Consider the following 12,783-nt stretch of genomic DNA (forward strand, 5'->3'; position numbering starts at 1 on the left):
TTTCTAGCACTCCCAGAAGCTATGCAGAGTCTAAAAATCGGTTTGAGCAGATGCTAAAAAATATGAGGGTTGTACTTTTAGCGATCGCCTATAACTGTGGCGCTTTTGATTGATCGCACTGACTAAGTTGATGCTAACGTAGCAAGAGATGCGATTTTATGAGCTATTATAAATAGATACATTTTGTATATACACATTCATGCTGTTTGAATGGGATGAAGACAAAAACGCCCAAAATCTTAGGAAACATGGCATTAGCTTTGAAGAAGCGCAAGAAATATTTGACGGAATTGTTTTTACCGCTATTGATGAGCGTTTCGACTACGGAGAAATCCGAGAAATTAGTATCGGTGCAATACAGGGCGTGGTTATCGTCACTGTAGTGCATACTGAAAGAAATGGAGCAATCCGCATTATCTCTGCCAGAAAAGCCACTCGACAAGAAAGAAAAACCTACTATGAGTATCTCGCCGAAACGACTTGAAGAATTAAAAAATATCCCAGAAGATGCCATTGATACATCTGATATTCCTGAGTTAGATGCTAATTTTTGGTCAAAGGCAAAGCTGGTGGAACCAATTACTAAAACAGCCATTTCTATCAGGGTTGATAGTGATGTTTTAGATTGGTTTAAAAGCCAAGGAAAGGGTTATCAATCTTTGATGAATGCTGTTCTGCGCTCTTATGTTGAACATCAGAAGGATTAAGTAGATGCTAAAAAAATATGAGAGTTGCACTTTTAGCGATCGCCTATAACTGTGGTGCTTTTGATCGATCGCAATCACAAAGTTGATGTTAACGTAGCAAGAGATGCGATCGCATTAAGTTCTAAAATCTCTTGTTAATTTTTCATAAGACAATGTTTTACCGAGATTTGTGTTAAATTTAAAACCAATCTAGTAAATCTATACTACTCTTATCTCAGTAAAGAGATTTGTCACAAACATGATAAACGGTAAAGCTATTTCTATTTCCCTCTTTGCGGGTTCTTTTGGTCTAGACTTGGGGTTAGAACAAGCAGGATTTCACACAATAAGTGTAGTTGAAAAAGACCGGGATGCCACAAGAACGATCGCACTCAATCGACAACATCTTCAAGAAAGCGCAGTTCCCAGAGAGATAGAAAAAGTCAGTAGTCAAGATTTACTCACAGAAGGAGGAAAATTTTTAAATTTAGACCGCGCTTTGCGTCCTGGTGAAGTAGACTTAGTGACTGGTGGCCCACCTTGCCAGCCATTTAGTACTGCTGGAAAAAGAGGTTCAGTCATGGACCCACGCGGCAGTTTATTTATGGACTTTATTCGCATTGTTAAAGAAGTTCAACCCCGATTTTTCTTAATGGAAAATGTGAGAGGTTTGCTGTCTGCACCTATTCGCCATAGACCAATTAACCAAAGGGGAAAAAATCACCCACCATTAGAACCTGATGAAATGCCTGGTGCTGCTTTAAAGGTCGTATTAACCGAAATGAAAGAACTTGGTTACAGCGTAGTTTATAATCTTTTAGAAGCAGCAGATTACGGCGTTCCTCAAAATAGAGAGCGTGTAATATTTATTGGTTCTAGAGATAATGAATCTGTTACCTTTCCCTTAGCCAAATATTGTCAAAATGGGAAAAGTTTACCTAAGTGGTGTACTTTAAGAGACGCTTTAACAAGTTTAATCGATCCAGAATTAGAATTTATCGCTTACTCAGAAAATAGATTAAAGTATTTAAAACTCTTAAAAGAAGGACAAAACTGGAGAGATTTACCAGCAGAATTAATCAAAGAAGCAATGGGAGGCGCTTACAATTCAGGAGGCGGAAAAGTTGGTTTTTATAGAAGATTATCTTGGGATAAACCTTCACCCACAGTCACGACGAGTCCGCATCAAAAAGCAACAGATATGTGTCACCCTGTAGAATTGCGTCCTTTAAGTGTGCGCGAATGTGCCAAAATCCAAACTTTCCCCGATGATTGGATTTTTTATGGTTCTGTAACCTCTAAATACAAACAAATTGGTAATGCAGTTCCAGTACTACTAGCTAAAGAAATAGGTAGCTATCTTTTCGATTTGATTCAAGGAAATAAGCCAAAAGGCAAAGAGATTGCTGAACAGTTATCGCTGTTTTCTTTATAAAGGTTGAATCATATTTAGCTAGCAGCCAATTCAGCAAAAGCTTTGTCAATTCTCTGTAGCATATTCCTCACATGATTTTCCACAAGCTCATAATTTAGATGAATGGTATCCCAAAATTCCTTACCAGCAATGCGAGGAATATCAGGTGTTCTAGGAAATGTCCATGAACCTAAATCAAAAGCTGCTACGAACAAAGGATTTTCATGAATACCTAGTTCTTTTTTAGCTCTAGGTATTTGAGAACCAGTTAATGTTCCTTTAAGAGTTTTTAATTGTGCAAATTTAACTATTCCTTCTGAGAGTATAACAATATCAATACCTGTAATTTTAATTCCAAATTCAAATTCTGGTATGATTACATAAGGGCTAATATTAGCTATTTCTTCCCAAAGTCGCCCCATTTTTGTACTAAGTGTTCTGGTGACAGAGTTGCTAGTAACTAGTAATTTAGCTCCACAAAGTTCAAAAAGATTAATTGGGTTAGGATGATGCTCTAGGATGGCATTTTTGCTTGCAAAATCTTCTTTTAGCCACTCAATAAAGTTTTCGGCAAATTGATCAGTTTTACTGTAAATTAAACTAGATTGCACTTCAAATTCTAAAACAGATACATTTAAATTATCTTGTTCAATTTGATATTGAAAATATCCTGATGCTATTGAGGAAATAACTTTTGCCAATTTGTAAGCATTATGCAAATCTTCGTCTCTTATGTTAATTACATCGATTAATGAAGCATGATGTAAAATTAGTGCTTTCCGTTCTTGGATAGAAAGGGGTATTAAAGTATCAGTTGTTAAGTCAATTGGCATTAAATTTATATTAAACTTATAGGACTTTCTGAGTGCTAATAAAAATTATAAACCAGTTCATCATCAAAACAATATACGAGTATAGTAATTTTTAAGGATAAAGTGGGGAATCAAGATGAACATCCGTTATGAAATTATAATTTACTGGAGTAACGAAGATGAGGCATTTATTGCCGAAGTTCCAGAATTACCAGGTTGTGCTGCTGATGGTGCAACTTATCAAGAAGCTTTGCAAAATGTAGAAATTGTGATGCAAGAATGGATTGAAACTGCTCAAGAATTAGGTCGTCAAATTCCTGAAGCAAAAGGTAGGTTGATGTTTGCTTAGTTGGTTAATTAGAAAGTGTGTTAGCTCAGAAAAGTGAACCTATTTCTAGCATTCCCAGAAGTCATGCAGAGTATAAAAATCGGTTTGAGCAGATGCTAAGAAAATATGAGGGTTGTACTTTTAGCGATCGCCTAGAACTGTGGAGGTTTTGATCGCTCGCAGCAGTAGCCATATCGCATTAATAAACTTCACTACGATGAGCAATAATAGCGACAATTACCAGCTGTCGTTCATCATTTATTGAATAAACTACTCGATAATCTCCAACTCGATATCTATAATATCCAGCTAAATCCCCTTTAAGAGCCTTAATATTTGGATGACTGCGAGGATTAATTTTGAGCATCTCAAAGCATCTATCTAACTTGCGTTGCAATTGAGCCGAAGCTGCTTCAAAAAACTCTTGCGCGTCAGAACTAACGACAACTGTATATAAATCAGTATTTTCGTTTGAGTTGGTCAACTGGTATCACCTTACCTGCTGCTATATCTTTTTTCGCCTTGGCAAAAGTTTCTTGAAAACCGGGAATTTGCAATAATTCTTCCGTGGCTTCATTACTGTCTCGTTCTAATAAATAGGCTAAAAAGTCAACAGCTACAAGGAGTTTTTCTGCTGACAGTTGCTCTACATATTCCTTTGCTTGTTCGCGAATGTCTGTAGTATTCATAATGACTAAGCAGATAACTATAACCTATTGTAGCTGAGATGCTAAAAAATATGAGGGTTGCACTTTTAGCGATCGCCTAAAACTGTGGCGCTTTTGATCGATCGCACTGACAAAGTTGATGTTAACGTAGCAAAAGATGCGATATGCCTACGGCAGGCTACGCCAACGCTCTTGATGATGAAGATATAACCCAATCAATTAAAAGGGTTTAATACACTTAGTCGATCGATGCGCCTGAAATCATCAATATTACGAGTTACCAAGGTACATCTCTCTACGAACGCACAAGCTGCAATTAGGGCATCTGCTAAACCAACCCGATAATTGCGGCGGATTTCTGCTGCACAATTTAAAATTGATTCTGTTAGCAAAACGCAGTTAAGTCTCCTCAAGAATTCTCGCATTTCATTTGCTTGTTCTTCTGTCAATGCAGGGTAACAAAGCAACTCTACCCAACTAATCGGGCAGTACAATCCGGCTGCATTTCCTGCTTGAATTTCGTCAAAAATTGGCTGGACTTCTGGTTCTGCGTTGAAGTAGTAAATCAGAATGTTAGTATCAAGTAAATATCTACTCATCCCATTCTTTTCTAAGTTGTAGCTGGAATTCCAAAGCATCTACACGCTTCGGCAAAAATCCCCGCCATTTATCTAAATTTTGCTGTGGCAATTGTTGGCTGTTATCCTGAGTTTTAGTTGTTACTCGTTGATGAGTGAGGGCTGCTAAATCTTTTAATAGAAGCTCTTGTTCTTCAGGTGTTAAACTTTGAGCCTGACTGAGTACTTCGTTATAAGTAGCCATATAGTTTTTAGGAAAGTTTTAATTTGTTTATTATACAATAATTATACTTTTTCAGCAATCCGCATTATCTCTGCCAGAAAAGCCACTCGACAAGAAAGAAAAACCTACTATGAGTATCTCGCAGAAACGACTTGAAGAATTAAAAAATATGCCAGAAGAAGCCATTTGCACTGACTAAGTTGATGTTAACGTAGCAAGAGATGCGATATGCCTACGGCAGGCTACGCCAACGCTCTTGATGATGAGAAAATTGTAACCCAAGCTTCTGTAATTTATCAAAAACAAAAGCATCCTTTTCGGATGCTTTTTAAAAGTTAATTCAACAGAAAAAGTGACTTATTTATATGTCGAACCATCAGGCATTGTTGCACCTTTTAGGTTAGCTTCGCGGATATTTGCGCCTTGTAAATTCGCATTTTGCAGATTAGCACCTCGAAGATTAGTACCTCGAAGATTTGCGTTACTTAAATTAGCACCTTTCAGATTAGCACCGCGCAAATCTGCACCATCTAAGTCGGCTTTGCTTAAATCTGCATTTTCCAAATAAGCACCTAATAGTTTAGCACCTGCTAATTTTGCCCCTTCTAAATAAGCAGCATCTAAGTCAGCATCGGCTAAGTTAGCACCTGCCAAATTTGTGTCTTTTAATTTCGCATTGCCTAGCTTGGCACCTCCTAAGAAAGCACCTGTTAAATTAGCACCCCAAAAGTTAACGTTTTTCAAGTTGGCATTGCCAAAGTAGACACCCATCAGGTGAGCGTAACCTAAGTTGGCACCTTCTAAATTGGCACTTCTAAAGTTAACGTAACCGCCTAACTTTGCACCCCAAAGATTCGCTTTTCGTAAGTCTGCGCCTTCTATTTTGGCGGATATTAGGTTAGCGTAACCTAAATTTGCGGCTTCTAAATTAGCATTTTTCAAATTAGCTTCTTGGAGATTTGCACCTGCTAATGAAGCATTTTGTAAATTGGCATTTTCTAAGTTAGCACTTTCTAAGTAAGCGCCTTGTAAGGCTGCTTTTTCTAAATTTGCTCCTACTAAATAGGTATTTTCTAACTTACATTGGGGACATTGACGAGTTTTTAGCAGCAAATCTATCATTGATTGCTTGCTATTATACACTTGGTCTTTGAGTTGGAAGTTTAGCTGTTTGAGGCGATTATTTTCTGCTGTTACTTTGGAATAAGTGGCTATAGAGAAGCTGAGTAATGAAAAAGCGCCAAAGGCTAGAACTGGAATGGCTCTTTTGTGTAATTTAACAGCTGCGCCAGATTCTTTGGTAGAGTCGTGAACTATTACATCAATAGATTGAAGTACTTCCAAAGCATCTTGAGCATTGTTAAAGCGATCGTTCAAATTTGGTGCAACTATTTCTTCTAACCATTCAATAAACTCTGGGTTAAGTTGAGGCACCAAATGCTTAAAATTAATGTGATAATGATCGTCAATTAAATTGCCAATTTGGGTTGATTTTGTCTGTGTCAACAAACAAATTAACGTCGCACCTAAACTATAGAGATCGGAAGCTTCTGTTAATTGACGATTAAACAATTGTTCGGGTGGCATAAAGCCTAGCGTACCTTTAACGGCGCTGCTGATTGCTACTTCACCGCTGCCAATGTGTGCAAAACCAAAATCTACTAAGTAAACTTTGAATTCATTTTGCCGATCGACCAAAATATTCTCTGGTTTAATGTCACGATGGATGATTGGTGGGTTTTGCTGTTGCAAATATACCAAAACTTCCAAAATTGCTACAGCAATTTCTTTAACTTCCTTGGGGTTAAAGTAACGGGGTTGTCCTAAAGATGGCGCTTGTTTATACTCTTGCACCAAACAAAAACCGGAAGGAGTTTGGAACGAGTCTAAATAGTTGGGAATACTCGGATGATTGAGATGGCGTAATAATTGAATTTCTTTTTCCACTGTTTCATAGTCTGTCCAACTAGCACCTAATTGAGCAAACTGAAAGTGTTTAATTACTACAGGCAGATAGGATTTTGTATCAACTGCTAAATAAGTCACTCGACCACAAGAACGATTATGGCCTAACTCTTTCTGCACTTGATAACCTTGGTTAGAAAAATCTGGGAAGTTTTTCATAAGCTGAAGAATCAATGTTGGGTTTGGTTGCACTAAAAGTTAAGGCAGAGGGTAGAAGGGTAAATTAGGCATGATTCGCTGAAGAAACCAAACTGCTTTATTATTAATCAGAACAACACCCTTAATACTACCTATGAGGTTAGCAGCGGTCAGGTTGATATTCCAGAAATTCGCTACTGTTTAGATTAGCATCTAATAAGTTATTCTTTAGGACTCTATCTTAGGTAACATTTTTGGGAAAAAATTGGTAAATGCGATCGCGTAGGTTCCCTACAGAGAGATCCCCGACTTCTTCCAGAAGTCGGGGATCTAGATTAAGAAGGATTTAGCTTAACTAAGCACCCAATTTACTAAAGTACGTACACCGTATCCAGTAGCACCAGCGTTGTTGTAACCGCTTTCTTTTTCTGTCCAAACGGGGCCAGCAACGTCTAAATGTGCCCAAGGTGTTTCCTTGACAAACTGCTTGAGGAATAAAGCGGCAGTGATGGAACCACCTGCACGAGGGCCAGTGTTCTTCATATCTGCGATGATGGATTTTAGCCCATCGAAGTATTTTTCTTCCATTGGCATTCGCCAAATTTTTTCCCCAGCTGTTTGGGCAGCGGCGAGTAACTGATTAGCTACATTATCGTCGGGACTCCATAAGCCAGCGATATCATCGCCTAAAGCAATGATACAGGCACCTGTGAGAGTGGCTAAGTCAACGATCGCATCCACACCCAACTTATCGGCAAACACCAAGGCATCAGCCAAAGTTAAACGTCCTTCTGCGTCGGTGTTGTTAACTTCAATAGTTTTGCCATTGGAAGCTTTGAGGACATCGCCTGGGTGAATAGCACGACCGCTAATCATATTTTCTGTAGCAGCGGAGATGAAGTGAACTTCCACATCTGGTTTTAATTGGGCGATCGCTTTTGCCGCCCCCAAAGTTGCCGCAGCACCACCCATATCGATTTTCATCATTTCGATGCCGCTGCCTGCACCTTTAATATTTAACCCACCAGAATCAAAAGTCAAACCTTTACCGATGATGGCTAATTTTTTCCGGGGATTGCCTTCTGGTTTATAAGTGAGATGAATAAATTTAGGTGGTAAATCAGAAGCTTGGGCTACACCCAAAAAAGCTCCCATACCTAACTTTTCACAATCTTCTTTTTCCAGAATTTCGGCAATTAAACCATATTCATTGGCTATATTTTGGGCAGTTTCCGCCAATGTTATGGGAGTTACAGCATTAGCTGGTGCGGCGACTAATTCCCGTGCTAAGTTAACGCCAGAAGTGATTTTTTTAGCTTGATCGATCGCTGCTTCTTGACCACCTAATCCGAGCAAGTCTACTTGTTCTAGAGGTAAATCTTTATCTTCAGATTCAGATTTAAAGCGATTATCTTTGTAAAGGGCTAAGTCTACACCTTCGACGATCGCACCAGTGGTTAAAGTTGGGTTATTTTGCCACACTGGTAAACTAATTCCCAGAGTTTTACATTTTTCCTTTTTGGCTAACCGAGCAATGCTGGCTGCTGCTAACCTTAAAGTATTTAACTCCAGTTCTTCTGCCTTTCCTAAGCCCACCAAAATGATTTTGCGAACTGGACTGCCACCAACGCGAGTAGCAGCATTACTATTAACCTTACCTTTAAATTCGGTTTCGGCGATTAATTCCTGCAAAACCCCGGAAAATTTTTGGTCTAGATCTGCTAGATCCCCAGTTAACTCTACCGCATCTTCAAAAAATCCTATTGCCAGTCCATCTCCAGACCAGTCTAAACGCGGAGTATTGCTAGCTCGAAATTCCATTCTGCTTATACCTTTAGTAACTTTACCAGTATCGATCGAGTTGAAGTATTTCTGCTCTCTCCCTAATAAACTATTATCAGGTAGACTTACTTCGATCTTGTTTTTGGATATTGAAGGTAGAATCAAAACAAGATGCTGTGATTGTTGGGTTGCGAGAACTAAAGATGCGAAAGCGACTGAGAAACCACCCAATTCCTATGGCTATTGGTGTAGGAATGTCTGCTTTACTCATAGGAGTTGGTGTTGTAACAAGCAAATGGAGCGATTGGCAGTCTGGAACCATGACTAGTCAGTTACAGCATCGACTATTTAATCAGGTAGAACCGAGGTCAGAAATTTTACCTGTAGTTAGTTTACCACCAGAGCAAAGAGTTACTAAACTAATAGAAATTGCTCAGAGTTCATCGCCACTGTCGATCGCATTAACCTCAGCACAAGGGTCCGATCGCAGTCGGGCGCGTTATTTGTTGGCGACTGATTTAATTGCGCGTCAGCAGGGTAAGGAAGCACTTGATTGGTTAGAAGGATTAGAAAAAGATTATCCAGTTTTAGCGGCTCATATTGCTCTGAAGCGGGCGCAAGCTTATGAGAGTATGAAAGATGAAAAGAAAGCTCGTGAAGCTTGGAAACAATTACTGGAAAAATATCCTGATAATCCGGTAGCAGCGGAGGCGTTGTTTGTCTTAGGGCGGAACGATCCGAAACTTTGGGAGCAAGCGATCGCCAAATTTCCCAACCATCCCCGAACTTTGGAAATTGTCCAAGAGCGGTTGCAAAAAAACCCAGAACAATTGCCATTGCTGAGGATGTTACTACATTATTCTCATGATGACAAAGTTGTTAGTCAGACGATCGACCAATTAACAACTAAATTTCGGGAGCAATTAACAGCAAAAGATTGGGAAGTAATCGCTTTTAATTATTGGGAAAAGCGACTGTACGAAAAAGCGGGATTGGCTTATGCAAGTGCGCCAACGACACCGTTAAATTTATACCGTTCTGGTCGGGGAAGGCAACTGGGAGGGGATAAAACTGGTGCGATTTCAGCGTATCAAAGATTAATTAATACTTTCCCAGAGGCAAAAGATACAGGGTTGGCTTTGATTCGGATGGCGCAGTTAAGTAGCGAGCCGGAAGATGGGATATTTTATTTGGATAGAGCGATCGAAAAATTCCCCGATTATGCAGGTCAAGCCCTATTAGAAAAAGCCAAAATTCTTGACAGATTAAGCAACACTGCACAAGCTTCCCAAGCCCGAAAAGAAGCATTAAACAAATACGGAAACTCTGATGCCGTAACCGAATTTCGTTGGCAAGCAGCTAAAGAAATTGCCAAAAAAGGTGACTACCTCTCAGCATGGCGATGGGCTGAACCAATAGCTAAACAAAATCCCGACCATGAATTAACCCCAGAAGCAGGTTTTTGGGTAGGTAAATGGGCAATGCGCTTAGGACGTTCCCAAGATGCCAAAACTGCCTTTGAATTTGTCCTTGCCAAATATCCCGGCTCTTTCTACGCTTGGCGTTCGGCGACCATGTTGGGCTTAGATGTCGGGAATTTTAACACGGTGCGCCAAAAGTTACCCCAAGTAATTCGCCCCCAAGAAAGACAAAAATTACCCACCGGATCGCCAGCATTACAAGAACTGTACCAAATAGGTCAAGATAAAGATGCTTGGACGCTTTGGCAAACTGAGTTTGACAACTTCATTAAACCCAAAGTAGCAGAACAATTAACCGACGGAATTTTACTATTAGGTGTCGGGGAAAATATTCGCGGAATTCATCAAATAGAAAGCCTCAGTTGGTGGCGAGATACTCCTGAAGAAGAAGCCGAAATTACTGCTTTTAAACAACAACCAATTTATTGGCAATCTCTCTATCCTTTCCCATTTTTGGGGTATGTAGAAACTTGGGCGCAAAAGCATCAATTAAATCCTTTATTAGTCACTGCTTTAATGCGACAAGAATCCCGATTTGAAACGGATATTCGTTCTGTTGCTGGTGCGGTAGGCTTGATGCAAATTATGCCTGCTACTGGTAAATGGGTAGCTCAACAAATCAGCGTCAAAGATTATAATTTGGAAAATCCCAATGACAATATCAGGTTAGGTACTTGGTATTTAGACCATACCCACGATACTTACAACAATAACTCTTTACTAGCAGTTGCTAGTTATAATGCTGGGCCAGGAAATGTGTCTAAATGGATTAATCAGTTGGGACTTACAGACCCAGATGAATTTGTGGAATATATTCCTTTTCCAGAAACTAAAGGGTATGTTGAGCACGTCTTTGAAAACTACTGGAATTATTTGCGGTTGTATAATCCCCAAGTAGCTCAAATGCTGACTCAATACGGTCATAAATCATTTCATCCTTAATTGAAAATCGTAGGGGCGATTCATGAATCGCCCCTACCCCTGTCACCTCGCTTTAGGGTTTTCCACCAGAAATAGAAGAGAGGGGAATTTTTTATAATCTTTGGCTTTGATCGATTAAGGTGTCACAACTATGCCAGTCAGTTTTTACTGCTGCTACTGTGGCTTGATATTCAGCATTATAAGGGCTATGACAAACTAAAAAAACTCTGTACAAATTATAACCAAGGTCAATAAATTCTCCCATATTAGGAATTCTACTAAATTCAATTATTTGTTGTTTCGACTTTTGTTCCGGGTTGTCTTTCATGTACAAACAAATTTTGAGCATTGGGCTACTCCTTGATTAAATTATTGTTAATTTGTCTTTTTACTTGTGTGATTTTAACTTAATAGGTGCTAAATCAAAATTTGGCAACTTATTGTTTAAAGCAGTAACTTCACTAGACAAATTACTCATTTCGGAGCAGTGTTACATAAATTTTCATAAGGGTCAATCGATTTGAGATTTGAGATTTTGGATTTTCGATCGCCGCCTTGTCCCTGGATGAAGCGCTCTATAGTTGTGGAAGATAGATAAAATGGTTAAAGTCTTGGACGAGAAAGAACCTGCAATGCCTTCACCAGAGTTAAGTACTGCTTTAGAGCCAGATTTTCAGGAAACAGCCAGCCGCAAAGTTGCAGCTGGGAGCGATCGCAACGAAGATAACTACCTCAACGAACTCCCCGACGAAGTGGAGATGTCCCTGTTCGACCATTTGGAGGAGTTACGCCGACGGATTTTTTATGCGTTGATTGCCGTAGCGGTAGGCATGGCAGGTTGTTTCGTATTTGTCAAGCCGATCGTCCAATTATTAGAAGTTCCGGCACAAGGAATTAAATTTCTGCAATTAGCTCCTGGGGAGTTCTTTTTTGTATCTTTGAAAGTAGCCGGATATAGCGGTTTGTTAGTAGCTAGTCCGTTTATTTTGTACCAAATTATTCTGTTTGTTTTGCCTGGGTTAACTCGCGGGGAAAGGCGAATTTTAGGGCCAGTAGTTTTAGGTTCTAGTTTTCTATTTTTAGCGGGATTAGCATTTGCTTATAAGCTATTAATTCCCGCTGCAATTAATTTCTTCATCAATTATGGGGAAGATGTTGTTGAGCAGTTGTGGTCAATTGACAGATATTTTGAATTTGTGTTGTTGCTTTTATTAAGTACTGGTTTAGCTTTTCAGGTTCCAGTCATTCAGATAATCTTAGGATTTATTGGGATTGTAAGTGCTAAACAAATGCTTTCTGGTTGGCGATATGTGATGATGGGTGGCGTAGTTTTGGGAGCAATTTTAACTCCTTCTACCGATCCTTTAACGCAAAGTTTGTTAGCGGGAGCAGTAATTGGTTTATATTTTGGTGGCATAGGTTTAGTTTTTCTGTTAGTTAATTTGAATGGGGGACAAAAGTTTATTCAATGGGCGATCGATCTTTTTAATAAAAAGTCAAAAAATCCCGCACAAAATCCTAATTCTTCAGCTTCAGAAATAAGGCAAGAGACAGAAAACCACACACCAATTACTCATACTTATTCAGAAAATTCTCTTGAGGAAATTGCGACTCATGAACACCGGGAAGAGTCACCCGCAGTTGTAGCAGTACAAGAACCAATTCAAAATGGTAATTCAGCTTGGGCAGATGAGCAAGTTAATGGTAACGGAAAAGCTGATAAAAATGATGTAGTTGCCGAATTACCGGAAGTGAAAGTTGTTGAAGAAACGACAGAGAATGGTGCA

14 protein-coding genes and 1 pseudogene are annotated in these 12,783 nt (G+C 39.2%); 6 read left to right on the top strand and 9 right to left on the bottom strand.

All coding sequences use genetic code 11. From position 1 onward, the window contains the following. The first annotated feature begins 199 nt into the window (after window positions 1-199). The 3 genes from ACE1CA_RS21655 (at window position 200) to ACE1CA_RS21665 (ending at window position 2,121) form a co-directional block, all read left to right on the top strand. Window positions 200-484, top strand: coding sequence for a BrnT family toxin (locus ACE1CA_RS21655; RefSeq protein ID WP_073592644.1), 285 nt, complete (start codon window positions 200-202; stop codon window positions 482-484). Further along, window positions 459-707, top strand: a complete 249-nt coding sequence (locus ACE1CA_RS21660) for a BrnA antitoxin family protein (RefSeq protein ID WP_413280681.1) — start codon at window positions 459-461, stop codon at window positions 705-707. Before ACE1CA_RS21655 ends, ACE1CA_RS21660 begins: the two co-directional genes overlap by 26 nt. A gap of 238 nt (window positions 708-945) precedes the next feature. Further along, a complete protein-coding gene (locus ACE1CA_RS21665) occupies window positions 946-2,121 on the top strand; it encodes a DNA cytosine methyltransferase (RefSeq protein ID WP_413280682.1) in 1,176 nt (391 codons plus the stop codon). Between the two features lie 14 nt (window positions 2,122-2,135). Here ACE1CA_RS21665 and ACE1CA_RS21670 read toward each other — a convergent pair whose 3' ends face one another. Beyond that, window positions 2,136-2,933 carry a hypothetical protein gene (locus ACE1CA_RS21670; RefSeq protein ID WP_413280683.1) on the bottom strand — a complete coding sequence of 266 codons (798 nt, stop codon included), beginning with the start codon at window positions 2,931-2,933 and terminating at the stop codon, window positions 2,136-2,138. 115 nt (window positions 2,934-3,048) lie between these two features. On the opposite strand from ACE1CA_RS21670, the gene ACE1CA_RS21675 reads away from it, so the two are divergent. Continuing rightward, window positions 3,049-3,261 carry a type II toxin-antitoxin system HicB family antitoxin gene (locus ACE1CA_RS21675; protein WP_413280684.1) on the top strand — a complete coding sequence of 71 codons (213 nt, stop codon included), beginning with the start codon at window positions 3,049-3,051 and terminating at the stop codon, window positions 3,259-3,261. A 178-nt stretch (window positions 3,262-3,439) separates the two neighbouring features. Here ACE1CA_RS21675 and ACE1CA_RS21680 read toward each other — a convergent pair whose 3' ends face one another. From ACE1CA_RS21680 to ACE1CA_RS21710, 7 genes are all read right to left on the bottom strand, one after another. Beyond that, a complete protein-coding gene (locus tag ACE1CA_RS21680; RefSeq protein WP_413263206.1) occupies window positions 3,440-3,724 on the bottom strand; it encodes a type II toxin-antitoxin system RelE family toxin in 285 nt (94 codons plus the stop codon). After that, window positions 3,699-3,929, bottom strand: coding sequence for a hypothetical protein (locus tag ACE1CA_RS21685; RefSeq protein ID WP_413263205.1), 231 nt, complete (start codon window positions 3,927-3,929; stop codon window positions 3,699-3,701). Before ACE1CA_RS21685 ends, ACE1CA_RS21680 begins: the two co-directional genes overlap by 26 nt. A 65-nt stretch (window positions 3,930-3,994) precedes the next feature. After that, on the bottom strand, window positions 3,995-4,123 hold the full coding sequence (locus tag ACE1CA_RS21690; protein WP_486517478.1) for a hypothetical protein: 129 nt from the start codon (window positions 4,121-4,123) through the stop codon (window positions 3,995-3,997). Then, window positions 4,124-4,507 (bottom strand): type II toxin-antitoxin system VapC family toxin, encoded by a 384-nt coding sequence (locus tag ACE1CA_RS21695; RefSeq protein ID WP_413280685.1) that lies wholly within the window; start codon window positions 4,505-4,507, stop codon window positions 4,124-4,126. Continuing rightward, the gene (locus tag ACE1CA_RS21700) at window positions 4,500-4,730 is read right to left on the bottom strand and encodes a hypothetical protein (protein WP_413280686.1); all 231 of its coding nucleotides are present in this window, start codon (window positions 4,728-4,730) and stop codon (window positions 4,500-4,502) included. Before ACE1CA_RS21700 ends, ACE1CA_RS21695 begins: the two co-directional genes overlap by 8 nt. Before the next feature lie 336 nt (window positions 4,731-5,066). After that, entirely contained in the window at window positions 5,067-6,833 is a 1,767-nt protein-coding gene (locus ACE1CA_RS21705; RefSeq protein WP_413280687.1) for a pentapeptide repeat-containing protein, read from the bottom strand. Window positions 6,834-7,163: 330 nt separating this feature from the next. Then, on the bottom strand, window positions 7,164-8,633 hold the full coding sequence (locus tag ACE1CA_RS21710) for a leucyl aminopeptidase (protein WP_413280688.1): 1,470 nt from the start codon (window positions 8,631-8,633) through the stop codon (window positions 7,164-7,166). Between the two features lie 197 nt (window positions 8,634-8,830). On the opposite strand from ACE1CA_RS21710, the gene ACE1CA_RS21715 reads away from it, so the two are divergent. Continuing rightward, window positions 8,831-11,017 carry a transglycosylase SLT domain-containing protein gene (locus ACE1CA_RS21715; RefSeq protein ID WP_413280689.1) on the top strand — a complete coding sequence of 729 codons (2,187 nt, stop codon included), beginning with the start codon at window positions 8,831-8,833 and terminating at the stop codon, window positions 11,015-11,017. Window positions 11,018-11,108: 91 nt separating this feature from the next. Here the strand turns inward: ACE1CA_RS21715 and ACE1CA_RS21720 are convergent, their stop codons facing one another. Then, window positions 11,109-11,345, bottom strand: a complete 237-nt coding sequence (locus ACE1CA_RS21720) for a hypothetical protein (RefSeq protein WP_413280690.1) — start codon at window positions 11,343-11,345, stop codon at window positions 11,109-11,111. 283 nt (window positions 11,346-11,628) lie between these two features. Here ACE1CA_RS21720 and tatC point away from each other — a divergent pair. After that, window positions 11,629-12,432 (top strand): annotated as a pseudogene (gene tatC, locus ACE1CA_RS21725) (twin-arginine translocase subunit TatC); the annotation flags it as partial. Window positions 12,433-12,783 lie beyond the last annotated feature (351 nt).

The sequence above is a fragment of the Floridaenema evergladense BLCC-F167 genome, assembly GCF_041929205.2.
Taxonomy (GTDB): Bacteria; Cyanobacteriota; Cyanobacteriia; order Cyanobacteriales; family Aerosakkonemataceae; genus Floridanema; species Floridanema evergladense.